This is a genomic window from Lentzea sp. NPDC037011 (assembly GCF_055607425.1).
Map to the genome: position 1 here is coordinate 413,800 of NZ_JBVJRT010000006.1, position 23,349 is coordinate 437,148.

Sequence of the window (23,349 nt, forward strand, 5' to 3'; positions counted from 1 at the left end):
GGGGTCCTCGCCCCAGGTCACGGGTCGCGACGAAGCGGAGTTCCTGACTCCCGGCGAGTTCGCTGGTCACAGTGGCGGGACCGCGCCGGATTCGCACCGGCTTCCTCCTGCGCTTCGTCGTTCGGGCTCACCCTAACCGGCGGGTTACAGTCCGACCTATGCGTACTCACCCGGATGCCTGCCCCGGCGCCGTCGAGCTGCACCAGGCGGCCGATGGCGGGCTGGCCCGCATCCGGGTCCCCGGCGGCACCCTCTCCGCAGCTCAGTGGGATGCCGTGCGCACCGCCGCGGCCGAACTGGGGTCGGGCGTGCTGGAGCTGACCTCGCGGGCGAACCTCCAGATCAGGGGCCTCACGTCGGGGGTCGAGCTGGGTGCCCGCCTGCGTGCGTGCGGCCTGCTGCCGTCGGACACCCACGAACGCATCCGCAACATCATCGCCGCGCCCCTGGACGACAACCAGGCGCTGGTCGACGCGCTGGACACCGCCCTGTGCTCCGACCCGTCACTCGCCGCCCTACCAGGGCGTTTCCTGGTGACGGTGGGTGCTTCGGTGAGCGGTCTGGGCGGCGACATCGGCCTGGTGGACGACGCGCTCCTGCTCGCCGGTACCGATACAGGTGTCCGGGTCGACGACCCCGTGGACGCCGTCGTCACCGCTGCCCGGCTGTTCCAGGAGCTGCGCGGCACGGCCTGGCGCCTGTCCGAAGTGGACGGCGGTGTGCGCAAGATCACCGCCCACCTCGGCACTTCCGCCGCACCGCGCGTCACCCCGGCTGTGACTCCTGTCGCACCTTCACCTGTGACACCAGGCGTTCCACTGGGCCGGCTCGACGCCGGTCAGCTGCCGGGCACGGCCCTGCGCCTGACCCCGTGGCGCTCCCTCGTCGTGCCGCCGGGCACCGACACGTCCGGCCTGATCACCGACCCCGCCTCGCCGTGGCACGGGGTGAGCGCGTGCACCGGCAAGCCGGGGTGCGCGAAGTCGTTGTCGGACGTCCGCGCCGACGCCCGCGCGTGGCTCGGCACGCCCCACTCGCGGCCGGTGCACTGGTCGGGTTGCTCACGCCGATGTGGTCGTCCGGCCGGTGATGTGATCGAGTTCGTCGCGACCGGCGACGGCTACGAGGAGATCAGGTGACGGAGTACATCAGGGACGGCGCGGAGATCTACCGGCAGTCCTTCGCCACCATCCGCGCGGAGGCGGACCTCACCGCCTTCCCCGCCGACGTCGCCCAGGTCGTGGTCCGCATGATCCACGCCTGCGGCATGACGGACCTGCCGCGGGACGTCGGGTTCTCCCCGCACGTCGTCCGCGACGCCCGCGCGGCGTTGCGCGCCGGCGCCCCGATCCTGTGCGACGCCAACATGGTCGCGTCCGGCGTGACCCGCCGGCGCCTCCCCGCGGACAACGAGGTCCTCTGCTACCTGCAGGACCCCCGTACCCCCGCACTGGCGACCGAGATCGGCAACACGCGCAGCGCGGCGGCACTCGAACTGCTCGCCGACCGCTTCGACGGCGCGGTGATCGCCATCGGCAACGCCCCCACCGCCCTCTTCCACCTCCTGGACCTGATCGCGGCCGGAGCCCCGCGACCGGCGGCCGTGCTCGGCATCCCGGTCGGGTTCATCGGCGCCGCGGAGTCCAAAGACGCCCTGGCCGCAACGGATCTCGAACACCTCGTGGTCCGCGGCCGGCGCGGCGGCAGTGCCATGACGGCGGCCGCCATCAACGCGATCGCTAGTGAGGTCGAATGACGGGCAAGCTCTACGGCGTCGGTGTGGGTCCCGGTGACCCCGAACTCGTGACGGTCAAGGCCGCACGGCTCATCCGGGAAGCCGACGTCATCGCCTACCACAGCGCCCGGCACGGTCGCAGCAACGCGAAGAGCATCGCGGCGCCGTACTTCCGCGACGGTCAGATCATGGAGCAGCTCGTCTACCCGGTCACCACCGAGGACACCGACGACTACCAGGGCGAGATCGACGCGTTCTACGAGGAGGCCGCCGCCACGCTGGCCGCGCACCTCGACGCCGGCCGCACGGTGGTCGTCCTCGCGGCGGGAGACCCGTTCTTCTACGGCTCCTACATGCACATGCACAAGCGGCTCGCCCACCGCTACGAGGCGGAGGTCGTCCCCGGCGTCACGTCCGTCAGCGGTGCCTCCGCTGTACTGGGCACCCCGCTCGTCGAACGGGACGAGGTGCTCACGATCCTGCCCGGCACGCTGCCGCCGGCCGAGCTGGCCGCGCGGATCGCGGACACCGACTGCGCCGCGATCCTCAAGCTGGGCCGCACCTTCGGCAACGTCCGGCAGGCGCTGGAGGAGGCCGGGCGGCTCGACGGCGCCTGGTACGTGGAGCGGGCGACCACCGGGCGGGAGCGCACGGCGAAGCTCGCCGACGTCGACCCCGGGTCGGTGCCGTACTTCTCGCTGGCGTTGCTGCCCAGCAACTCCCGGCCGGCGCGGCCGGGTGGTGAGGTCGTGGTCGTCGGTCTCGGCCCAGGCCACCACTCCTGGCTCACCCCGGAGGCGAAGCGGGCACTGGAGTCCGCCGACGACCTCGTCGGCTACACCACCTACCTGAACCGGGTGCCCGACCGCCCCGGCCAGACGAAGCACGCCTCGCACAACCAGGTCGAGTCCGAGCGCGCCTCCTTCGCACTCGACCTGGCCCGCCGCGGGTCGCGCGTCGCGGTCGTCTCGTCGGGTGACCCCGGTGTGTTCGCGATGGCCACCGCGGTCCTCGAAGTGGCCGCCGAACACCCGGACGTCCCGGTGCGGGTGCTCCCCGGTGTCACGGCTGCGAACGCCGTCGCCGCGAAGGCCGGTGCGCCGCTGGGGCACGACTACGCGGTGATCTCGTTGAGCGACCGCCTCAAGCCGTGGGACGTCATCGCCGAACGCCTGGAGGCCACCGCCAAGGCGGACCTGGTGATCGCGATCTACAACCCGGCCTCGAAGGCCCGCACGCACCAGGTGGCGGAGATGCGCGACCTGCTGCTCAAGCACCGTTCGCCGGACACGCCGCTGGTCGTCGGCCGGGACGTCGGCGGTCCGGAGGAGGAGATCCGCGTCCTCACCCTCGGCGCGCTCGACCCGGCCACGATCGACATGCGCTGCCTGCTGGTCGTCGGCTCGTCGCAGACCGTCGTGACCGAGCAGGGGGTCGTGTTCACGCCCCGGCGGTACCCAACCAGCTGACGGCCTCGTCCACGGTGGCCACCGCCTCCACGGGTGGGAGCGGTGGCCGCCGCACGACGACGACGGGGAGGCCGAGCCGTTCCGCGGCGTCCAGCTTCGCCGACGTCATCGCGCCGCCGCTGTCCTTCGTCACGAGCACGTCGATCCGGTGCTCGCGCATCAGCGCCAGCTCGTCTCCGACGGTGAACGGCCCGCGCGCCAGCAGCACCTCGATCCGGTGCGGCATCGGCGGTTCCGGCGGTTCGACCATGCGCGCGAGGAACCACTGCGGGCACCCGGCGAACTCGGCGAGGTCCTGCCGCCCGGTCGTGAGGAACACCCGCTCGCCGGGCAGGGCTGCCGCCGCGTCCGCGACGCTGTCCACCCGGGTCCATCCCGGCCGGGGCGTGAACCCGGGCCGCCGCAGGACCAGCAGTGGCACCCCGACCCGTTGGCAGGCCTCAAAGGCGTTCGCCGTGATCCGCGCCGCGAACGGGTGGGTGGCGTCGACCACGGCGTGGATGTCGTTGTCCCGCAACCACTGCGCGAGCCCGTCCACCCCACCGAACCCACCGACGCGCACCTGTCCGGCCGGGAGCCGCGGCTCGCGCACCCGTCCGGCCAGGGAGGACACCGCGGTGACCCGGGACGCCAGCGCGCGGGCCTCGCCGGTGCCGCCGAGGATGAGGATCATCGAACGCGGGTCGCCGAGTACAGGTGGCTGTCCGGGAACTGCGTCGCCCCCAGCACCTTCCCCACGATGATCACCGCGGTCCGCTTGATGCCCGCCGCGGCGACCTGGGCGGCGATGTCGTCGAGGGTGCCCCGCAACACGACCTCGTCCGCGCGCGAGGCGTACGCGACGACCGCGACCGGGCAGTCCGCGCCGTAGTTGGGCACCAGCTCCGCGACCACGTCCGCGATCCGCTGCACGGCCAGGTGCAGCACGAGCGTCGCGTTCGACCGCCCCAGCGTGTCCAGGTCCTCGCCCTCCGGCATCGGCGTGGCCCGCTGCGACGTCCGCGTGAGGATGACGGTCTGCCCGACGCCCGGAACGGTCAGCTCGCGCTGCAACGACGCCGCCGCGGCCGCGAACGCCGGCACCCCCGGCGTCACGTCGTAGCCGATGCCCAGCGCGTCCAGCCGCCGCATCTGCTCGGCCATCGCGCTGAACACCGCCGGGTCGCCGGAGTGCAACCGCGCCACGTCCAGTCCGGCCTCGTCGGCCGCCACCAGCTCAGCGATGATCTCGTCGAGCGTCAGGTTCGCCGTGTCGACCAGCCGTGCGCCGTCCGGGCAGAACTCCAGCAGCTCCACCGGAACGAGCGCACCGGCGTACAGGCACACCGGCGAGGAGGCGATCAGGTCGCGGCCCCGCACGGTGATCAGGTCGGCGGCACCGGGTCCGGCGCCGATGAAGTGCACGGTCACTTGGTCACGCTCCACGTCGTCACCGGCATGTGCGGCCGCCAGCCGGTGAACCCGCCGACGGCGGACCCGCGGTTGACCGCGATCCGCACCAGGTCCCCGCCGAGCCGCGCGTACCACTGCGCCACAACGGCTTCCGACTCCAGCGTCACCGCGTTGACCACCAGCCGCCCACCGGAACCCAGTGCGTCCCAGCAGAACTGCACCACGCCGGGCACCGTCAGCCCGCCGCCGATGAAGATCGCGTCGGGCTTCTCCAGCCCCTCCAACGCCTCCGGCGACCGCCCGACGAGCACCTGCACACCCGGCACGCCCAGCGCGGCGGCGTTGCGCACGATCCGTTCGGCCCGCACCGCGTCCTGCTCGACGGCGATGGCTCTGCACGTCGGGTGCGTGCGCGCCCACTCGATCGCGATGGACCCCGACCCCGCGCCGACGTCCCACAACAGCTGCCCCGGCAACGGCGCCAGCTGCGCCACCGACACCGCCCGCACCTCGCGCTTGGTGAGCTGGCCGTCGGTCTCGTAGGCGTCGTCGGGCAGTCCCGGCACCCGCGAGTACCCCGGTCCGCTGAACTCGACGGCGATCACCGACAGCGGGTCCGCGATCTGCCCCGACCACGGGTAGACCCGCTCGTGCGGCCCGCCCAGCTGCTCCAGCACCGTGATCGGTCCCGCCAGTGCCGCCACGGCCTCGGCGTCCCCGCCGAGCACCAGCACCCGCCGCCCGGCCGTGAGCGCGGGCCGCAGCAGGTCGACCGACCGCCCCACCAGCGAGACGACCTCGACCTCGTTCAACGCCCACCCGAGCCGCGCGCACGCGAGCGACACCGACGACGGGTGCGGGATGACGGTGACGCGCGGTCCCAGCATGCGCACGAGCGTCGTGCCGATGCCGTGGAACATGGGGTCGCCGGAGGCGAGCACGCACACGTCCCGGTACTTCTCGAACAACGCGGGCAGCGCCGGCACCAGCGGCGAGGGCCACGCGACCCGCTCGAACTCGCCCGGCACCAGATCGAGCTGCCGCTGCGAGCCCATCAGCACCTTCGACCGCGACACGGCGGCCTGCGCGGCGGGCGAGAGCCCGTCCCACCCGTCGGCGCCGATGCCGACGACGAGGACGTCAGACTGATCCGGAGACACGCTGCACCTGAATCTCGATCACGACCCGTGTGGGGTTGACCCGCGGCTGACGATAACGCTGCGCGTACAGCTCCTCCGCTTGCGCGACGGACTCGGCGTCCTCGCGGACGGTGGCCGGCCCCTCCAGCGCGGACCACCGGCGTCCGTCCGCCTGGCACACCGTCGCGTACCCGGCTCCGCGCACGTGCCGGACCTTCCACGACGCGCCGTCCGTGATCACCCGCGCGACACCGTTCACCCGGTCGAGCGTCACTCCCACGGGCACCACGTGTGGCGTGCCGTTCGCACGCACGGTGGACAGCGTGCACAGGTGCCGTTCCGTCCAGAACTCGGTGAACTCGGGGCCGCGCTCGATCGACATGGCACGCATCATCCCCGCGCGGGGCCCGCTGACGAAATCGAGGGAGAGCACCGTCACGCGAAGTCAGGTCATCGGTTCGGGCTCCGGAGCGTCGCGACGAGCTGCCGCGCCCGCGGTTCGTCGAACTCCGCCAAGACCGCGAGCGCTTCCTGTTCGGTGGCGGCTGCCTGCTCCGGCTGTTCGGACTCCCTGAGCGCGCGGGTCAGGTTGGTGAGTGCGCACGCGAGCATCCAGCGGTCGCCGGTGTCCCGGAATGCGGTCACGGCGGTCCGGTGGAACTTCTCCGCCTCGTCCGGCCTGCCCAGTTCCCGATAGGCCTCACCGGTGCCGTCGAGCGCCTCTGCTTCCCGGTTGCGGTCACCGAGCTGCCGCTGCGCCACCGCGGACCGCTGGTAGGAGACCAGGGAGTCGGCCACCTCTCCCCTGGCACGCTGGATTCGGCCCAACTCGGTCAGCCAGTACGCCTCCCAGGCGACGTGGTGGTCCTGTTCGGCGATGGCGAGCGCTCGCCCGATCGACTCCGCCGCCGCGTCGAGCTCGCCGTTCTCCCGCTGGGCCGCGGCCAGCAGGAACCACGCGTTCCCCTCGTAGGCACGGTCGCCGAGGTCCCGGTAGGTCTGCACGGAACGGCCGAGGGCGTCGACCGCGGCCGGGAGCTCCGCGAGGTCGTAGCTGGCACCGCCCAGGTTGGTCATCGCCAGTGCCTGCCAGCGGCGGTCACCGAGCTCTTGAGCGATCTCCAGGCACTGCCGGAAGCGCTCGATGGCAGGAGTGAGCCTTCGGCGGCGCCACTCGAGCAGTCCGAGGGCGTTGACCGACACCATCTCCCCGTAGCGGTCGCCGCTCTCCGCGCGGAGGGCCAGTGCCCGCGAATGACATTCCTCGGCGCGCTCCAGCTGCTGCGACTGGAGGTAGGCCTTGCCGAGGCTGTCGAGCACCTCGCCCTGGGCTGCCAGGTCGCCGATCCGCTCCGCGGCCGCCAGCCCGGCGGAGCTGGTCTCGATCCAGTCCTCGAACGGGTTGCGGCTGACGTAGATGCTGCGCAACAGCACCGGCAGCCGCCACGCGACGTCGTCCCGGCCGGCCGAGACGGCGGTGCGGACGGCGGCGACGAGGTTCGCCCGCTCACGTTCGTACCAGTCGAACGCCTCGACTCGGTCCGAAAAGGACACAGGAGTCGTGTTCGCGGGCAAGGGTGTCAGGACGACGCGCCGGTCGAGTGGTGCGATGACCGCTGTAGCGTTCGACAACGTGTGGAGGTACCAGCTCAGTCCCCGGTCCACGGCGTCCCTTCTGGCAGCGGCGTCTTCATGGTGGAACGCCTGTTGTGCCGCGTAGATGCGCAACAGGTCGTGGAACTGGAACCGGTTCGGCGCGTGCTGTTCCAGCATGTGCGCGCCGATCAGCACGTCGAGCAACTTCCTGGTCTCGGACAGACCGAGGCCGCCGAGCGCTGCCGCCGCGGTGACGCCGAACTCCGCTCCGGGGTGGAGTCCGAGCAGCCGGAACAACCGGGCGGCATCCGCGTGCAAAGCCCGGTAGGACCAGGCGAAGACGGTCCGCACGGCATCCGACTCGTCGTCCTGGTCGGCGGTCAGCGCGTCCCACAACGCCGACTCGTCGCGCAGATCGTCGATCAGTTCGTTCAGCATCATCAGCGGACGGCTCGACGCGCGTTCCGCGGCGATGCGCAACGCCAGGGGCAGCCGCGCGCACAGTCTCGCCAGCTCGACCAGGTCGGTCGTGTCGTCGTCGCGCCGGTAGCCGCTGGTGACCGTGCGCAGCAACCGAACCGCCTCCTCCTCGGAGAGCATGTCGAGCACGAGCCGCCGGGCACCGTCGCGGGCCACCAGCCCGGAGAAGCGGTTGCGGCTGGTGATCAGGACCAGGCACGTGGAGCTGCCGGGCAGCAGCGGCCGCACCTGGCCGGGACTCGCCGCGTTGTCCAGGACGACCAGCACGCGCCGGTCGGCGAGCAGCGAGCGGAACAACGCCGACCGGTCCTCCAGGGCGACCGGAATCGTTGTGGCCGGCACGCCGAGCCCCCGCAGGAACCGTTCCAGCGCCTGCTCGGCCGTCACCGGCGCGCCGGGGTCGTAGCCGCGGAGGTTGACGTAGAGCTGGCCGTCCGGGAACCGGTGCCGGACGCTGTGTGCCCAGTGCAGTGCGAGCGACGTCTTGCCGACACCGGCCGTGCCGGTGATCAGGTAGACGGCGACCGGTTCCTCGTCGGCCTGCTCCAGCACCTCGTCGAGCCGGGCGAGCTCGTGCAGTCGATTCACGAACCCGCTCGTGCCACCGGGCAGCTGGTTCGGCCGCGGCAACGGCCGTTCGTGGTCGCGCGGACCGTGGAAGTGGATGCCGCCTTCGACATCCCTCGCCTGCACCACGTCGGCGGCGGACCCGGAGACCGAGGAGCTCGGCTGAAGCCGGTCGTCCGGCTCCATCACCGGCTCCGCAGCGGTGGCCCCAACGACTCGACCTCACGTGCGAAGTACGTGCTGATCGGTTCCGCCTTCTCGTACAGCCGTGTGATGAACTCGCGACAACGGAGCACCGGAGAGGCACCCGTGTAGAGCACTGCGCCCCGCAGACGCCCGTTCTCCTCATAAAGGATCTCGTACATCACGTCGTCGCCCAAGGTGATCAGCTCGGGCAGCAGGCTCTTTTCCTCGAAGCGCGCGACCTCCTGCTGGAGCAGGATCCGAGTAGGGCCGCCGAGCTGATCCCTGACGCGGAGCAGGTGCAGTTCCCACCTCAGGTAGTCCGTCAGCGGATGCTCCACTATTCGCACTCGGGAGGTGACGAACCCCGCGTTCTCGATCTTCGCGTAATGCGCACGCAGAGCCGGCCTGCGTTCGTCCAGGAGCGCGAGGGACCGGTGCCAGTCGCCCTCGTGGAACGCCTCCCAGCTGTCGTCCCCCGGCTCCTCGAAGTGCTGCAGCCGTTCGAGCTTCCAGAAGCCGGACCGGCCGCTGTTCCAGAAGCGCCGGTCGAAGTCGTCGAGGTATGCGTCTCCGAGCAGCAGCTCGCCTTCCGCACCACCGAACAGGTCATGCATCGGGGATGTCCGCCTTCGCCGCGATCACCATTCCCCGCGGCAGCACGACGAGCCGCTCGTCCGCGCCGACGCTGACGCCGTCCGGCAGGCGCCCCGCGTACTCCGGGGTGAGGTCGCGGCCGATGACCGCGACGTCGCCGTTGTCGAGCTCCCAGATGTCAGGGCACTTGGACTCACCACCGCTGGCGGCTTCGTCGGACTCACCGCCGCTGCCCGGTTCCTGCGGTGCGATTCCCCAGCGCCGGGAAAAGTCAGCCGACGGATTCGGTTGCCATATGTTTGTGGACATAACAAGAATGTCCTTTCTCCCCAAACGTAAGAGAATCAAGGTTAGCACCGAAAACATCGGAACCACGAAGCCGTTCTTCCACCGATCGTATGAACCTCAATAGCGAACGGCCCGTCACCAAGGTGACGGGCCGTTTGCATGATCGAGCGCCTACGGGTAGTTGACGACGTTCACCGGCACGGTTCCCGGCGGCGTCACCCCTCCCGTCTCGTTGACCACGTGTGTGATGGTCCCCTTGTAGTTGAGCGACACGGTCAGCAGGTTGTGCAGCCGCACCCCGGACCGGTTGGGCACCTCGAACGCGTGGTGGGCCCGCACCGACGGGTTGACGTTGAAGAAGCAGTAGCTGCCGAGCCCCCACGCCTCGTGCGTGGTCACGTTGTCCGCGATCTTGTAGGCCGCGTAGCCGGCCAGGCCGTTCGGCGAGTTCCACACCGCCTGGTTCGGCACGTCGTAGGGCATCTCGTTCTGGAAGAAGATCGTCCGCCCGTTGTTGCCATTCCAGATGACCTGGTACTTCTGGTAGTGCTCGACGAACAGGCCGGTGGCCAGCACGTTGTTGCCGTTGACGACGACACCGGTGTCGCCGATGGCCTCGTTCCACCCGTAGGTGCCGGCGTTGCCGTGGTCGGCGCGCCAGACCCAGGTGTGGTCGATGATCGTGTCGTTGCTGTTGACGACGAGGCTGTTCGTGGCCTTGCCGGCGATGGCGCCGCCGACGCGGAAGAACACGTCCTGCAACGTGATCGGGTTCGCCGAGTGCGAGGCCGACGAGCCCGGTGTGCCGACGGTCAGCAGCGACTGCGACAGGGTCGTGCCGGCGTCGAACAGGACGCCCTTGATCCGCACGCCGTCGACGTCGGCGACCTGCATGGCCGTGACGCCGTTCTGCGGCACGATCGTCGCGTACCCGATGCCGAGCACGACGGTGTTCGGCCGGGTGATCTGCAGCGTCTGGTTGACGTTGTAGATGCCGGGCGTGAAGAACAGGTTGCAGCCCTGGGCCAGCGCCGCGTTGATCGTCGAGGCGGTGTCACCGGACTTGACGACGTAGAACTGGCTCATCGGCAACGACGAACCGGGCGTGCCGCCGTTGATCCACGACGCACCGGAGGCGTTGGTGCGCAACGAGGGCAGGAACACCCGGTAGGCACCGTTCTCGAAGTACAGGTACGGCACGTCGCGCGAGACCGGCGTGGTCGCGAGGGTCGTCGACGGCGGGTTCGGGAACGTGGTCGCCGGAGCGCCGGGCGTCCCGGAGAACACCATGTTCCACACGCCGCCGTTCCAGCTGCCGTAGTTGGAGTCGCGGGTGTACCACTGCTGCTGCGACACCGACGCCGTCTGCCCGGACACGCGCGTGTCGGCGGTGTAGCCACCGGACGCGAAGCCGTAGGAGGCCGGGTAGAGCGCCAGGTTGCCGCGGATGTCCATGCGGCGGAACGGCGCGGCTTGTGCGACGGCCCAGCGGTTGGTGCCGTTGCTGGGGTTCACGGCCATGTTCTCGGCCGAGCGCCAGAAGTTCTGCAGCGCCACGCCTTGGTCGGACTCGTTGAACGCGTCCACGGTGATGTCGCCGTTGATGACCACGTCACCGGGGTTGCGGCCCAGACCCGCGACGGACGTGTAGTAGCCGACGTCGTCGTGGATGTTGTACGTGCCCGGCTTGAACAGGTGCGCGACCCGCCGCGGCGCCATCTGCGCCGTCAGCGTGTCTTTTTGCATGTTGAAGTCCGCGTCCAGCTGCGTCTGGATGCTCGCCGCCGACATGCTCGGGTCGAAGATCCGGGTGTTCGGCCCGAAGTTCGGCGTGTTGGACTGCACGCAACCCTGCTGCGTGCCGATGGTGTAGGTGGCGCTGCCCACGGACGAGTTCGCGAGCCCGGACTTGATGCCGATCGCGTTGATGGTCCTGGAGCTCGGCACCGAGATCGGCCCGCTGTAGACCGGGGAGGACGCCGTCGGCGTCGAACCGTCCACTGTGTACCGGATGGTCGCGCCGGAGGTGGCGGTGGAGATCGTCACCGTCTGCCCGGACGTGTAGGCGCCGCCCGGTGGGCTGAACGTGGGAGTGGCGACCGGTGCCTGCGTGCTGCCGTGCGTGTAGGTGAAGTGCGGCGTGTCGTACTGGGGGCCGCTCTTCTCGTAGGTGAACCAGTACTCGACCACCGTGCCCGCCGACAGCGACCCGACGGACTTCTGCCACGTCCCGCCGTTGTTGGTCATCCGGAAGTTCTGCTGGGGCGTGTTGGTGATCAGGTAGTGGACGTCCACGTACAGAGCGGGCGTCGTCGGCGTGAAGTTGATCCTCGCCTCGGACGTGCTGACGGACGTCACGTTCTGCGTGTAGTCCGCCGCCGCCGAAGCGGTGTCGGACGCGGCTAATGAAGCCAGCACAACGGCAACGGCAGCGAAGCCGGCCTGCAATCTCGTCTTTGAGAGCGCTCTCACACCTGATGACGGTAAACGGCGCGGGTCCGCGGGACAAGCGCCGTTTCCACCCGAACGGGTCCGTACCTTGAAACGACTTCAAGCAATAGCGTCGGAGGCCATGACCTACTCCACCGCGTACAGCCGTGACCTCGGCGACGAGCTGCGCCTCATCCGGGAGACGAGCACGTCGCTGCACGGCCGCGCCATGGCGAACCGGCTCGGCTGGGACCCGAGCAAGGTCTCCACCATCGAACACGGGAAGGCGCACGCGAGCGCGGGCGACATCATCCAGTACCTGACGGTGTGCGGCAAGGACCTGGAGTACATCGAGGCTTTTCAGGCCCGGTACCGGCACGCCTTCGACCCGTACTTCGCCCAGATGCCGGAGAACCTGCGCACGCTCATGATGGCCGAGTCGCTGGCCACGAAGATCACCTGGGTTGAGACCAGTACCGCTCCTGGTCTCGTCCAAACCCCTGACTACGCCGATGCGCTGTACCGCAACGCAGGGCTGATCCCGCCGGAGAAGGTCGCCGCGCGGGTGAAAGTGCGGATGGAGCGGCAGACGATCCTCCGGCGTGCCAGAAGGCCGGACGTTCGCATCTACGTCCTCGAACGCGCGCTGCGGACGCACGTCGGCGATGACCGGATCATGGAGGACCAGTACCTGCAGCTGCTGTTCAACACCTACATCGTGCGGATCGTGCCGGATGACGCCATCGTGCTGACAGCGGGTTGTGCGCTGATGGAGTTCGAGAAGGCCCCTGCGCTGGTCTACACCGACACTGAGATGGCCCAGGTGTTCGCCCAGGACGAGCCCGCGGTCGAGGTCGCCACCCACCTGTTCCAGCGACTGGAAGCGCTCGCCTTGGATCAGGAACAATCGAAGCGCAAGCTGATGGAGTACATCAGCCGACTTCGAGGGGAATCTGATGGCGCGGGAACGGATCTGGCGTAAGAGCAGCTACAGCACCGGCGGTGACAGCAGCGCCTGTGTCGACGTGTCGCTCGACCACAACGCGCTGGTGCGGGACTCGAAGAACGTGAGCGGCGACGTGCTCACGTTCTCGACCCCCGCTTGGCGCTCGCTGGTCGCACACGTCGGCTCGCGCTGAGACGGAGCACCCTCGGAGAACAGAGCCGTGGTGGAGCTGGAAGCCTGGTACGAGGAGGACCAGGACGACGCCGTGATCGTCCGCACCCCGGCCGAGCTGGACGCCGTGCTGGACGCCGTCGCCGGTCGGGACGGCCGCGTGCTCGTCGACCTGTACGTGGCCGAGAACCCCGGCCGCGCGAACTTCAACGTCGGGCTGCACGGCCAGGCCGGTCGGGGCGCGCTGTACTACGCCGGTGGCGGGCAGAAGTGGTTCAGCACGGAAACGCCCGGAACCGACTGGGGTTCCGCCGAACCGGTCCTGTACTACCTGATGAGCTCGGACACCGAGTACCCGGCCGACTCCGAGATCCCGCTGGACGTCGTGCGCCGGGCCGCCCACGAGTTCATGACCACCGGCGGCGAGCGCCCGGTCGCGCCCGCCTGGAGGGCCGCTCCGGACTGGTGGTGAGCGGCCCGCCGGCAGCCCTCACGTGCCCCGGTTCGCGTTGAGGTAGTTGTAGATCGTGTAGCGGGTCACCGCGAGCACGCTCGCCAGGTGGTCGACCGAGTCGCGGATCAGGAAGAACCCCGCCTCGTCCAGCACCCGCACGACCTGCGACTTGTGCACCTTCTTCATCAGCTCGACCGGCACCCCGACGTCGGCGATCGCCTTCTCGACGAGCACCCGTTGGAGTGTGTCCACGTCCTGCGGGAACGACTCGACGGGCCCGGACGCCTCGTGCGCGGCGAGCTTGTTGACGCACAGGCAGCCCACCGCCACCCCGGCCGCGTCGCGCACGAAGGTCGTCGACGACCAGATCGCGCGGCCGTCCGGCGCGTAGGTCTCGTAGCCGGGCATGTCGGTCGTCGTGCCGCGGCGGACCAGGCCGAGCAGCAGGTCCGTCATCGGGCCGCCCACCTGGCGGCCGGTGAGCGAGCCGGCGATCGCGATGATCGAGTTCGGCAGCCGGGACAGGTCGTGCACCACGACCTCGGTGTCCGGGCCCAGTGCCGTGGCGAGGCTGTCGACCGTCGGCACCAGCGCCGACAGCGCCGCCGGCATGGTCGACACCGACGGGCCGGACAGCGACCGCAGCGCCGACCGGACGCGTTCGAGTGTGCCGCGGGTGGTCGTGGCGTGCGGTGACAGGCGGACGTGCTCCGGGCGGACGGTGGCGGTGACGCCGAACGACTTCAGCGCCTCCCCCACGACCGGCGCGGCCTCGGCCGTCGTGAACGCCAGGATGCCGGCGCGGCGGTCGCGGGCGGAGACGACCTCGCCGCCGCACGACAGCACGATCTCCTCCAGCTCGGCGACGACCTCGGCGACGGCGGTGTCGAGCGCGCCCACGCCCGCCAGCTCGACGAGCTCCAGCGCCTCGGCGAACGCGCCGGACACGACCGGCGAGAGGTTGGTGACGTTCCACGCCGCCGCGTCGGGGGCTGCGGCGTGCACGGCGTTGTCGAACAGGCCCGCGTCCACCGCGCCCGTCCACCCGGACAGCACGGGCTGGAGCCGTTCCAGCGCGCGGTCCGACAGCACCACGAAACCGGTGCTCCACCCGGCCCGCAGCCACTTCTGGCCGCCGACCACGAGCACGTCGGCCACCTCCCACGGTTCGTCGACCACGCCGAAGCCCTGGATGCCGTCCACGATCAGCAGGCGGTCGCCGACGGCCTCGCGCAACGCCGCCAGGTCCGCCCGGTAGCCGGTGCGGAAGTCCACGGCGGACACCGACAGCGCGGACACCTCGGGCGTCAGCGCGCCGACGACCGAGGACGCCGTCACCGCGCCGTCGAGCACCACCGACGGCAGGCCCGCGCGCACCCACGGGTAGGTGTTCGACGGGAACTCCGCCGCCGAGTACATGACGGTGCCGGTCAGGCCGAACGCGGCCTGGAAGAGGCCGGTCGACGTGTTCGGCACGAGCGCCACGTGGTCGGTGTCGGTGCGGCACAGCCGCGCGGCGGCGGCCTTGACGCGCTGCTCCTCGCGCATCAGCGTGTCCACCGTGGCGGGACCGGCGAGCGACGCCTGCTCCATCAGCCGGGTCGTGGCCGCCACCACCGGGATCGACGGGGGGCCGAAGCGGGCGAAGTCGAGGTACCCCTCCGGTTCGCGGAACTGGGCGAGGTACGAGGAGTTGGTCACCTAGAGCACCTTTGCGAGGAACTGCCGCGTGCGCGGCTGCTGCGGGTTGTCGAGCACGTCGGCCGGGGTGCCGGACTCGACGACCGCGCCGTCGACGAGGAACACCACGCGGTCGGCGACCGAGCGGGCGAAGCCGATCTCGTGGGTGACCACGATCATCGTCATGCCGTCGCGGGCGAGACCGGTCATCACGTCGAGCACCTCCCCGACGAGCTCGGGGTCCAGCGCCGACGTGGGCTCGTCGAACAACATCAGCTTGGGTTTCATCGCCAGCGCGCGGGCGATCGCAACACGCTGCTGCTGGCCGCCGGACAGCTGCGCCGGGTAGGCGCCGGCCTTCTCCGCGAGCCCGACCCGTTCCAGCAGGTCGCGCGCCTCGGCGACGGCGGTGGCCCGGTCGACGCCGAGCACGTGCACCGGGCCCTCGAAGACGTTCTCCAGCGCCGTGCGGTGCGGGAACAGGTTGAACCGCTGGAACACCATGCCCACGTCACGGCGCTGCCGGGCGACGTCGCGCTCCTTCAGCTCGTACAGCTTGCCGCCGGCCGCGCGGAAGCCGACCGGCACGCCGTCGACCCAGATGCGGCCCGCGTCGATGGTCTCCAGGTGGTTCACGCAGCGCAGGAACGTCGACTTGCCGGCACCGGACGGCCCGAGCAGGCACACGACCTCACCCCGCTCGACCTCCAGGTCGATGCCCTTGAGCACCTCGGTGTGACCGAACGACTTGCGGACATCGACCGCCTCAACGAGGGCCATACGCACGCTCCAGGTAGTGCTGCCCGACCGACGCCAGCGACACCATCACCAGGTACCAGGCCGCGGCGGCGAACAGGGTCTCCATGATCTCCAGGTTGCGCGAGGCGATGTTGTTCGCGGCGTGGATGAGCTCCAGGAACGCGATCACCGACGCCATCGACGTGCCCTTGATCATGTTGATGAAGTTGTTGCCGGTCGGTGGGATGATCACGCGCATGGCCTGCGGCAGGACCACCCGCCGCAACGTCGTGGCCGGTGTCATGCCGATCGACTTGGCCGCCTCGGTCTGACCGGGGTCCACGCTGGACAGACCTGCGCGGACGATCTCGGCCATGTAGGCGCTCTCGTTCAGCCCCAGCCCCAGCAACGCCGCCACGAACGCGGTCATCACCACGTTCGTCGGCACGCTGAACACCATCGGGATGCTGATGTTCTGGAAGACGAGCGCGAGGTTGAACCAGATGAGGATCTGCAGCAGCACCGGCAGGCCGCGGAACAGCCAGATGTAGCCGATGGCGAACCACCGTGCGACCGGGTTGGCGCTCAGTCGCATCAGCGCGACCACCACGCCGAGCACGATCGCACCGCCCTGCGCGGCGATGGCCAGCACGATCGTGTTGACCAGGCCTTCGAGCATGACGGGGTGCGTGAAGAACCCCGGGACGTGCTCCCACTGGATCTGTGCCTCCGCCATCGCCCAGCCCAAGCCGGCGATGATGATGACGATGATCCCCGCGCTGACCCACCGCCACGGGTGGCTCAGCGGGACGACGACGAGCTCATGATCCTGCTTCTGATCGGACATCCGATCGACATCACTTGCCATTGATCGCAGCCTTGCCGATCGCACCCTGCTTGATGTCCCAGTTGCCGAGGATCTTGGCGTAGGTGCCGTCGTCGATCAGTGCCTGCAACGCGCCCTTGACCGCCTCGCTGAGCTTGGCGTTCTGCTTGTTCACGCCGATGCCGTACGGGCCGCCGTTGATCGGGGCGAGCTCGACGACCTCGAAGAACGCGCCGTCACCCGCGGTCTTGGCGACGTACACGGCGGTCGGCAGGTCGTTGAGGATCGCGGCGACGCGGCCGGTGCGCAGCTGGTTCTGGTTGCCGGTGTCGCTGTCGGTGACGCTGACCTGCACCTCGGGCTTGCCCGCGGCGACGCAGCGCTGGCTCTGCTCCTTGGCGAACGTCTCCTGCGAGCTGCCGAGGTTCACCGCCACCCCCTTGCCGCAGAGGTCGTCGGGTCCCTTGACGCCCTGCGGGTTGCCCTTCTGCACCATGATCGTGATGCCGGAGGTGAAGTAGTCGACGAAGTCGATCTTCTGCTGACGTTCGGCGGTGTCGTTCATCGCCGCCATCGTCACGTCGACCCGGCCGGTCTCCAGGCTCGTGATCAGCGAGCTGAACGCCATGTCGCTGTGCTCGGCCTTGAGCCCGATCTTGGCGGCGATCGCGGTGATCAGGTCGACCTCCGACCCCTGCGGGGTCTTGCCGTCCTCCTTGTAGAAGTTGTTCGGCGGGTTCTGGATGTTCGACCCGACCCGCAGCTTGCCGGTCTGCGCGATGGCCGGGGGCACGAGCGCGGCGAGCGCGTCGTCCTTCTGGACGCTCGACAGGTCCGAGGACGGTGGGGTGGTCGTCTGCGCGTTGTCAGACGTGCCGCCACACGCGGTGAGCGTGGCGACGAGCAGCGTGGTCACGAGCAGGCGCGGCTTCATGGCCGGGAACCTACAACGCTCCGTTGAAGACGTCCACAAAAAGTTGAAATCCACGCCTGCCTCAGTGCACGCGGGGAGCTTTCGTACTCGTAGAGGGCACGCGGGGTCCCCGCGTGCCCGGAGGGCCGGGAATTCTGGGGGCGGTTGGGGCGTTGGGAGGGGCGAGCCAACTACGAGGAGGAACAGATGGCGACGGTCGAGCTGACCACGGAGAACTTCGACGAGGTGGTCGGCGGTTCCGGCATCGTCCTGGTCGACTTCTGGGCCGAGTGGTGCGGGCCGTGCCGTGCGTTCGCGCCGACGTACGAGGCGGCGTCGGAGAAGCACGAGGACCTGGTGTTCGGCAAGGTCGACACGGAGGCGCAGCAGGAGCTCGCGGCCACGTTCGGCATCCGGTCGATCCCCACGTTGATGATCGTGCGCGAGGGTGTCGTGCTGTTCGCCCAGCCGGGTGCGCTGCCGGGCAACGCGCTGGACGACCTGATCGAGCAGGCCCGCGGCGTGGACATGGAAGAGGTCCACGCGAAGGTCAAGCAGGCGCAGGAACAGGGCTGACCTCCCGCGAAACACCCGTGTCGGTGATTCGCGAGGGGCTACTCCGGGTAGCCGAGTCGCATGAACACCGACACGTCGACCGCACAGCTGGTCAACCAGCTGTCCGAGCAGGTGAGCAGGCTCGCACGCGATGAGATTCGCCTCGCGGTCGCCGAGCTCAAGGACAAGGGCAAGCACGCCGGTGTCGGCGCCGGGTTGTTCGGCGCGGCCGGCGTGTTCGCGTGGTGGGGTGGGCTGAGCGTCGTCGCCGGCCTGGTCCTCGCCCTCTCCCTCGTGCTGCCCGGGTGGGCGGCTGCCCTCATCGTCGCCGCCGGGCTCCTCCTGATCGCCGGTGTCCTGGCGCTGGTGGGGCGCTCGCAGGTCAAGCAGGCCGCTCCGCCCGTGCCGCGGCAGGCGGTGGAGAACGTCCAGCGCGACATCGCGACGATCAAGGAGAGTGCGCACCGATGACCGATCCCAGGGAGCAGTTGCAGCGGGACGTCGAACGCACCCGCCGTGAGCTCGGCGAGACCGTGGAGGCGTTGGCGCACAAGGTCGACGTGCCGGGTCGTGTGAAGGAGCAGGCGCACGAGACGGTCGTGCGGATGACCGCGGCGACCGACCAGGCCGTGGCGTCGCTGCCCGAACCGGTGGCGCAGCAGGTGCAGAAGGCGCGTCAGCACCCGCTGGCGATCGGAGCGGTGCTGATGGCACTCGTGCTCCTCATCTGGAAGCTGTCCAGGAGGAACGGATGAAGCTGCTGTACCGCCCACTCGGAATGCTGCTCGGTGCGCTGGGCGGCATGGCCGCCACGGCGATCTTCGGGCAGATCTGGAAGGTCGTCGCCGGCGACAAGGAAGCGCCCAGCGCGACCATGAAGGACCGCCGCTGGCGCGAGGTCCTGCTCGCCGCCGCACTGCAGGGAGCGATCTTCGGCCTGGTCAAGGCCGCGATCGACCGCGGTGGCGCCGTCGGCTTCCAGAAGGCCACAGGCAAGTGGCCCGGCGACGAGGAAGACTGACCACCGCACCACCACGGCACGACACGAGCCGGTCCGCGCCCACCCGCGGGCCGGCTCGTCGTGGTCCTGCGGGCGTTTGAACCCTCAACTACTCTGGTCGGCATGCCACAGCCAGAGGGTGCCGAGCTGGACGCGATCAGGGCCAAGCGCGACGAGCTGCGCGAACGCTACGTGAAGCCGTTGGCCGACCGCGGCGGCTCACCGACGCAGGGCGTCCACCACATCGCGCTGATCTGCCGCGACGTCGAGGAGACGATCCGGTTCTACCAGGAGTTCCTCGGCTTCCCGCTCGTGGAGCTCGTGGAGAACCGCGACTACCGCGGCTCCAGCCACTTCTTCTTCGACCTCGGCAGCAAGAACCTGCTGGGGTTCTTCGACTTCCCCGGTCACGACCACCCGCCGTTCTCCGAGACGATCGGCGCCGTGCAGCACCTGGCGCTGTCCATCTCGCCCGAGCGGTTCGACGCGATCAAGGCCAAGCTCGACGAGGACGGGGTCGAGTACCTGGGGCCGGATCGGGGCGTCGAGGACAGCCTGTACATCCGCGACCCCAACGGTGTAGGGATTGAGTTCTACCGGGAAGAGCTGGGCAAGTTCGAAGGCTCGACGCTCGTCAACTGAAGGAGTCGCAGAGTGGCGCAAGAGGTCAAGGGCATCGTCGCCAGGGGCAAGGGACAACCCGTCGAGCTGACCTCGGTGCTGGTGCCCGACCCCGGACCCGGTGAGGCCGTGGTGAAGGTGCAGGCGTGCGGCGTCTGCCACACCGACCTGCACTACCGCGAGGGCGGCATCAACGACGAGTTCCCGTTCCTGCTCGGGCACGAGGCGGCCGGTGTCGTCGAGTCCGTGGGCGAGGGCGTCGCCGACCTCGAACCCGGCGACTTCGTGGTGCTCAACTGGCGCGCGGTCTGCGGCACGTGCCGTGCGTGCAAGCGCGGCAAGCCGTGGTACTGCTTCTCGACGTTCAACGCGACGCAGCCGATGACGCTGACCGACGGCACGAAGCTGTCGCCCGCGCTGGGCATCGGCGCGTTCGCCGAGAAGACGCTGGTCCACTCGGGACAGTGCACGAAGGTCGACCCGTCCGCGCGGGCCGCGGCCGTGGGCCTGCTGGGCTGCGGTGTCATGGCCGGTGTGGGCGCGGCGGTGAACACCGGTGGTGTCACGCGCGGCGACTCGGTGGCCGTGATCGGCTGCGGTGGTGTCGGTGACGGCGCGATCGCCGGTGCGCGCCTCGCGGGTGCGGCGAAGATCATCGCCGTGGACACGGACCCGCGGAAGCTGGAGTGGGCCAAGGGTTTCGGTGCCACGCACACGGTCAACGCCCGCGAGGTCGACGACGTGGTGACGGCGATCCAGGACCTGACCGGCTCGTTCGGCGCGGACGTGGTGATCGACGCGGTCGGCCGCCCGGAGACGTGGAAGCAGGCGTTCTACGCCCGCGACCTCGCCGGGACGGTCGTGCTGGTCGGCGTCCCGACGCCGGACATGACGCTGGAGATGCCGCTGATCGACTTCTTCTCGCGCGGCGGGTCGCTCAAGTCCTCCTGGTACGGCGACTGCCTGCCCTCGCGGGACTTCCCGCTGCTGGTCGACCTCTACCAGCAGGGCCGGTTCGACCTGGACGCGTTCGTCACCGAGGAGATCGCGCTGGACGGCGTCGAGGGCGCGTTCGAGAAGATGCACCACGGCGACGTGCTGCGATCGGTCGTGGTGTTCTGATGGCGCTGCGGGTGGACCACACCGTCACGTCCGGCACGTTCTCGCTGGACGGCGAGACGTTCGACGTCGACAACAACGTCTGGGTGATCGGCGACGACAGGGAGTGCGTCGTCATCGACGCACCGCACGACGTGGACGCGATCCTGGCGGTCGTCGGCAGCCGCCGGGTCAAGGCGATCCTGCTGACCCACGCCCACGACGACCACGTGCGGGTCGCTCCCGACCTCGCGCACGCCACGGGTGCTCCCCTGGCGCTGCACCAGGCCGACCGGGTCGTGTGGGAGCTGACCCACACGGGCGTCACCCCGCACGAGGCGTTGCAGGACGGCCAGGTGCTCACGGTGGCCGGCGAGGAGATCCACGTGCTGCACACGCCGGGCCACTCGCCCGGCGCGGTGTGCTTCTACGTGCCGTCGCTGGGCGCGGTGTTCACCGGTGACACGCTGTTCCAGGGCGGTCCGGGCGCGACCGGCCGGTCGTTCTCCGACCGGCCGACGATCGAGCGATCGATCCGGGAGAAGCTCTTCGAGCTGCCCGGCGGCACCGTGGTGCACACCGGCCACGGCGAGGACACCACGATCGACGCCGAACGCTTCTGACCCCTGCCGGCCACGTCAGAACCGCGGGGGCCGCTTCTCCAGGAACGCCGACACGCCCTCCGCGTAGTCGGCGCTGGAGGCGGCCTCCGCGTACAGCGCCCGCACGAAGTCGTCCTCGTGGCCACCGTCGGTGATCGAGTTGACGATCTTCTTCGCCCCGCGCACGCTCACCTGCGCACGCCCGGCGATCTGCGCCGCCAGTTCCCCGACGCGCGCGCCGAGGTCCGCGACGACCTCGTTGACCAGCCCGATCCGCAACGCGGTCGCCGCGTCGATCAGGTCGGCGGAGAACAGGATCTGCTTCGCCCACGCCGGGCCGACCACGTCGACGAGCTGCTTGGTGGACGTGAAGTTGTAGACGATGCCCAGTTTCGCCGGGGTGATCCCAAACCGCGCGCCGGCCGCCGCCACCCGGAGGTCGCAGGCGAGGGCGATCTCGCAGCCGCCGCCCACGCAGAACCCGGACACCGCCGCGATGGTGGGCTTGTCGAGCTGCACGATGGCGCGCTCGCCGTTGTGCACAGCTTCCCCGTAGCGCGCGGCACCCTCCGCGCCCCGGCGCAGGGTGGAGAACTCCGCGATGTCCGCGCCGGCCGAGAAGTGCTCGCCACCCCTGATGACCAGCACGCGGACGCTGTCGTCGGCGGACACGCGGGCCATCAGGCCGGGCAGTGCGGACCACATCTCGTAGCTCATCGCGTTGCGCTTGGCCGGCCGGTCGATCGTCAGCGTGGCGACCGGACCCGCCGTTGACAGCTGAAGGAATTCACTCACTTGCCGCACGATACAGCGCGCATTCGGCGCACATCCCGGCTCTTGTTCGGGTAGGAACGCGGTCACGCCGTTGTGACGTCCGTTGCCGAACAAGGGAGGAACGCGTGACCGCGGCCGGCATCGGCGCTGCCACCCTGCGCACCTTCGCGACGCGGTTGCGCGGCAGCGCCCCCGTCTCCGCGCGCATCCTCTCCGAGCTGGCGAGCGAGCTCGACCGGGGCGGCCCGGTGGCCGACCTGCTCTGCTCGCACAGCGCGGTGCACAGCCCGCTGTTCGGCATCCAGGCGCTGGCCGGGGTGCGGCTGCTGATGCTGTCGGGGCGGGCGCCGGAGCTGAGCGAGCGGTTCGCCGGCGCGCACGCGGCGGCGATGGCGGGCGCGTCGGACTCGGCGTCGCTGCTGGCGTGGCTGGCGGCGCGGCGGGCGATCGTGGAGAACCCCGGCGAGATCCTCGCGGCGCTCGACCGGACCGTGCAGCAGCACCAGCCCAAGACCGCCGGGTTCCTGTTGCGGGGCCTCACGATGATCGGCGCGCCCAAGGTCCGGTTGCTGGAACTGGGCGCGTGCGCGGGGCTGAACCTGATCCTGGACCGCTACCGCTGGTTCGGCCTCGACTGGGAGTGGGGCGACCGGGACTCGCCCGTGCGGCTGGCCGCCGCGGGACCGCGGCCACCGGAGCTCCGGATCGTCGCGCGGGCGGGCTGCGACCTGCAGCCGCGCGACCCGGCCGACCCGCGGCACGCGATGATCCTGCACTCGTTCATCCCGCCGGAGCACGACGCGCTGCGCTGGGACCTCGACGACGCCATCGAGCTCGCCGCGCAGGTCGGGGTGCGGGTCGCGCGGTCACCGGCCGGGCGGTGGCTGCGGGAGAACCTCGTGGCGCCGGACGAGAGCGACACCTGCACGGTGATCTGGCACAGCTCGTTCTGGCCGTACCTGACCGAGGACGAGCGGCTGGAGATCGAGACGACGCTGACCGCGGCGGCGGGGTCGATGCCGCTGGCGCGCGTGGCGTACGAGGCGGCCGACTTCCGGTCTACGCCGCGGTTGACGGTGACGATCTACAGCTGAA

The 23,349-nt window shown here is 70.1% G+C and carries 27 protein-coding genes and 1 riboswitch; of the genes, 14 read left to right on the forward strand and 13 right to left on the reverse strand.

Annotation, left to right across the window (positions count from 1 at the left end; all coding sequences use genetic code 11):
* Positions 1-37 precede the first annotated feature (37 nt).
* Positions 38-107, reverse strand: a riboswitch (cobalamin riboswitch).
* Between the two features lie 51 nt (positions 108-158).
* Genes ACZ7CH_RS21085 through ACZ7CH_RS21095 form a run of 3 tightly spaced genes read left to right on the forward strand, consistent with a single transcriptional unit; the run spans position 159 to position 3,204 of the window.
* Positions 159-1,139, forward strand: a complete 981-nt coding sequence (locus ACZ7CH_RS21085) for a hypothetical protein (RefSeq protein WP_458431036.1) — start codon at positions 159-161, stop codon at positions 1,137-1,139.
* Entirely contained in the window at positions 1,136-1,756 is a 621-nt protein-coding gene (locus ACZ7CH_RS21090; protein ID WP_470370944.1) for a precorrin-8X methylmutase, read from the forward strand. The genes ACZ7CH_RS21085 and ACZ7CH_RS21090 overlap by 4 nt, the downstream gene beginning before the upstream one ends.
* Positions 1,753-3,204 (forward strand): precorrin-2 C(20)-methyltransferase, encoded by a 1,452-nt coding sequence (locus ACZ7CH_RS21095; protein ID WP_360392103.1) that lies wholly within the window; start codon positions 1,753-1,755, stop codon positions 3,202-3,204. Before ACZ7CH_RS21090 ends, ACZ7CH_RS21095 begins: the two co-directional genes overlap by 4 nt.
* Here the strand turns inward: ACZ7CH_RS21095 and ACZ7CH_RS21100 are convergent.
* From ACZ7CH_RS21100 to ACZ7CH_RS21135, 8 genes are all read right to left on the reverse strand, one after another.
* Positions 3,176-3,877 carry a cobalt-precorrin-6A reductase gene (locus tag ACZ7CH_RS21100; RefSeq protein ID WP_470374647.1) on the reverse strand — a complete coding sequence of 234 codons (702 nt, stop codon included), beginning with the start codon at positions 3,875-3,877 and terminating at the stop codon, positions 3,176-3,178. The two genes, ACZ7CH_RS21095 and ACZ7CH_RS21100, sit on opposite strands and share 29 nt — an antisense overlap.
* Positions 3,874-4,614 carry a precorrin-4 C(11)-methyltransferase gene (gene cobM / locus ACZ7CH_RS21105; protein ID WP_360392675.1) on the reverse strand — a complete coding sequence of 247 codons (741 nt, stop codon included), beginning with the start codon at positions 4,612-4,614 and terminating at the stop codon, positions 3,874-3,876. The genes ACZ7CH_RS21100 and cobM overlap by 4 nt, the downstream gene beginning before the upstream one ends.
* Positions 4,611-5,756 carry a precorrin-6y C5,15-methyltransferase (decarboxylating) subunit CbiE gene (gene cbiE, locus ACZ7CH_RS21110; RefSeq protein ID WP_470370942.1) on the reverse strand — a complete coding sequence of 382 codons (1,146 nt, stop codon included), beginning with the start codon at positions 5,754-5,756 and terminating at the stop codon, positions 4,611-4,613. Before cbiE ends, cobM begins: the two co-directional genes overlap by 4 nt.
* A complete protein-coding gene (locus ACZ7CH_RS21115; protein WP_470374733.1) occupies positions 5,737-6,126 on the reverse strand; it encodes a TIGR03618 family F420-dependent PPOX class oxidoreductase in 390 nt (129 codons plus the stop codon). The genes cbiE and ACZ7CH_RS21115 overlap by 20 nt, the downstream gene beginning before the upstream one ends.
* A gap of 59 nt (positions 6,127-6,185) precedes the next feature.
* A complete protein-coding gene (locus ACZ7CH_RS21120; protein WP_470374648.1) occupies positions 6,186-8,564 on the reverse strand; it encodes an ATP-binding protein in 2,379 nt (792 codons plus the stop codon).
* The gene (locus ACZ7CH_RS21125) at positions 8,564-9,178 is read right to left on the reverse strand and encodes a DUF6879 family protein (protein ID WP_458431029.1); all 615 of its coding nucleotides are present in this window, start codon (positions 9,176-9,178) and stop codon (positions 8,564-8,566) included. The genes ACZ7CH_RS21120 and ACZ7CH_RS21125 overlap by 1 nt, the downstream gene beginning before the upstream one ends.
* A complete protein-coding gene (locus ACZ7CH_RS21130) occupies positions 9,171-9,467 on the reverse strand; it encodes a hypothetical protein (protein ID WP_470374649.1) in 297 nt (98 codons plus the stop codon). The genes ACZ7CH_RS21125 and ACZ7CH_RS21130 overlap by 8 nt, the downstream gene beginning before the upstream one ends.
* Positions 9,468-9,617: 150 nt before the next feature.
* Positions 9,618-11,864 carry a chitobiase/beta-hexosaminidase C-terminal domain-containing protein gene (locus ACZ7CH_RS21135; RefSeq protein WP_470374734.1) on the reverse strand — a complete coding sequence of 749 codons (2,247 nt, stop codon included), beginning with the start codon at positions 11,862-11,864 and terminating at the stop codon, positions 9,618-9,620.
* A gap of 154 nt (positions 11,865-12,018) precedes the next feature.
* Between ACZ7CH_RS21135 and ACZ7CH_RS21140 the strand changes: the two genes are divergently transcribed.
* Genes ACZ7CH_RS21140 through ACZ7CH_RS21150 form a run of 3 tightly spaced genes read left to right on the forward strand, consistent with a single transcriptional unit; the run spans position 12,019 to position 13,465 of the window.
* Positions 12,019-12,858, forward strand: a complete 840-nt coding sequence (locus ACZ7CH_RS21140) for a helix-turn-helix domain-containing protein (RefSeq protein ID WP_470370939.1) — start codon at positions 12,019-12,021, stop codon at positions 12,856-12,858.
* A complete protein-coding gene (locus ACZ7CH_RS21145; protein WP_470374650.1) occupies positions 12,833-13,015 on the forward strand; it encodes a DUF397 domain-containing protein in 183 nt (60 codons plus the stop codon). Before ACZ7CH_RS21140 ends, ACZ7CH_RS21145 begins: the two co-directional genes overlap by 26 nt.
* A 27-nt stretch (positions 13,016-13,042) precedes the next feature.
* Entirely contained in the window at positions 13,043-13,465 is a 423-nt protein-coding gene (locus tag ACZ7CH_RS21150) for an Imm1 family immunity protein (protein ID WP_458431024.1), read from the forward strand.
* A gap of 18 nt (positions 13,466-13,483) precedes the next feature.
* Here ACZ7CH_RS21150 and ACZ7CH_RS21155 read toward each other — a convergent pair whose 3' ends face one another.
* From ACZ7CH_RS21155 to ACZ7CH_RS21170, 4 genes are read right to left on the reverse strand one after another with little or no spacing between them, the layout of a single operon-like run.
* Positions 13,484-15,148, reverse strand: a complete 1,665-nt coding sequence (locus ACZ7CH_RS21155) for an aminotransferase class V-fold PLP-dependent enzyme (protein WP_470374651.1) — start codon at positions 15,146-15,148, stop codon at positions 13,484-13,486.
* Entirely contained in the window at positions 15,149-15,907 is a 759-nt protein-coding gene (locus ACZ7CH_RS21160; protein ID WP_470370936.1) for an amino acid ABC transporter ATP-binding protein, read from the reverse strand.
* On the reverse strand, positions 15,894-16,712 hold the full coding sequence (locus tag ACZ7CH_RS21165; RefSeq protein WP_360392133.1) for an amino acid ABC transporter permease: 819 nt from the start codon (positions 16,710-16,712) through the stop codon (positions 15,894-15,896). The genes ACZ7CH_RS21160 and ACZ7CH_RS21165 overlap by 14 nt, the downstream gene beginning before the upstream one ends.
* Before the next feature lie 10 nt (positions 16,713-16,722).
* Positions 16,723-17,625: an ABC transporter substrate-binding protein gene (locus ACZ7CH_RS21170; protein ID WP_360392136.1), complete on the reverse strand. Its 903-nt coding sequence runs from the start codon at positions 17,623-17,625 to the stop codon at positions 16,723-16,725.
* Positions 17,626-17,811: 186 nt separating this feature from the next.
* Between ACZ7CH_RS21170 and trxA the strand changes: the two genes are divergently transcribed.
* From trxA to ACZ7CH_RS21205, 7 genes are all read left to right on the forward strand, one after another.
* The gene (gene trxA / locus ACZ7CH_RS21175) at positions 17,812-18,180 is read left to right on the forward strand and encodes a thioredoxin (RefSeq protein WP_360392139.1); all 369 of its coding nucleotides are present in this window, start codon (positions 17,812-17,814) and stop codon (positions 18,178-18,180) included.
* Positions 18,181-18,240: 60 nt separating this feature from the next.
* A complete protein-coding gene (locus ACZ7CH_RS21180; protein WP_360392141.1) occupies positions 18,241-18,630 on the forward strand; it encodes a phage holin family protein in 390 nt (129 codons plus the stop codon).
* Positions 18,627-18,914 (forward strand): DUF3618 domain-containing protein, encoded by a 288-nt coding sequence (locus ACZ7CH_RS21185; protein WP_360392143.1) that lies wholly within the window; start codon positions 18,627-18,629, stop codon positions 18,912-18,914. The genes ACZ7CH_RS21180 and ACZ7CH_RS21185 overlap by 4 nt, the downstream gene beginning before the upstream one ends.
* Positions 18,911-19,180, forward strand: a complete 270-nt coding sequence (locus tag ACZ7CH_RS21190) for a DUF4235 domain-containing protein (protein WP_360392146.1) — start codon at positions 18,911-18,913, stop codon at positions 19,178-19,180. Before ACZ7CH_RS21185 ends, ACZ7CH_RS21190 begins: the two co-directional genes overlap by 4 nt.
* A 102-nt stretch (positions 19,181-19,282) precedes the next feature.
* Positions 19,283-19,801: a VOC family protein gene (locus tag ACZ7CH_RS21195; protein ID WP_360392148.1), complete on the forward strand. Its 519-nt coding sequence runs from the start codon at positions 19,283-19,285 to the stop codon at positions 19,799-19,801.
* 12 nt (positions 19,802-19,813) lie between these two features.
* Complete coding sequence (locus tag ACZ7CH_RS21200) at positions 19,814-20,902, forward strand: S-(hydroxymethyl)mycothiol dehydrogenase (RefSeq protein WP_360392151.1); 1,089 nt, start codon at positions 19,814-19,816, stop codon at positions 20,900-20,902.
* Positions 20,902-21,501: an MBL fold metallo-hydrolase gene (locus tag ACZ7CH_RS21205; protein ID WP_360392154.1), complete on the forward strand. Its 600-nt coding sequence runs from the start codon at positions 20,902-20,904 to the stop codon at positions 21,499-21,501. Before ACZ7CH_RS21200 ends, ACZ7CH_RS21205 begins: the two co-directional genes overlap by 1 nt.
* Before the next feature lie 15 nt (positions 21,502-21,516).
* Here ACZ7CH_RS21205 and ACZ7CH_RS21210 read toward each other — a convergent pair whose 3' ends face one another.
* Complete coding sequence (locus ACZ7CH_RS21210) at positions 21,517-22,275, reverse strand: enoyl-CoA hydratase/isomerase family protein (RefSeq protein ID WP_458431019.1); 759 nt, start codon at positions 22,273-22,275, stop codon at positions 21,517-21,519.
* Between the two features lie 104 nt (positions 22,276-22,379).
* Here ACZ7CH_RS21210 and ACZ7CH_RS21215 point away from each other — a divergent pair, with 104 nt between their 5' ends.
* Complete coding sequence (locus ACZ7CH_RS21215) at positions 22,380-23,348, forward strand: DUF2332 domain-containing protein (protein WP_360392157.1); 969 nt, start codon at positions 22,380-22,382, stop codon at positions 23,346-23,348.
* The last annotated feature ends 1 nt before the right edge of the window (position 23,349 follow it).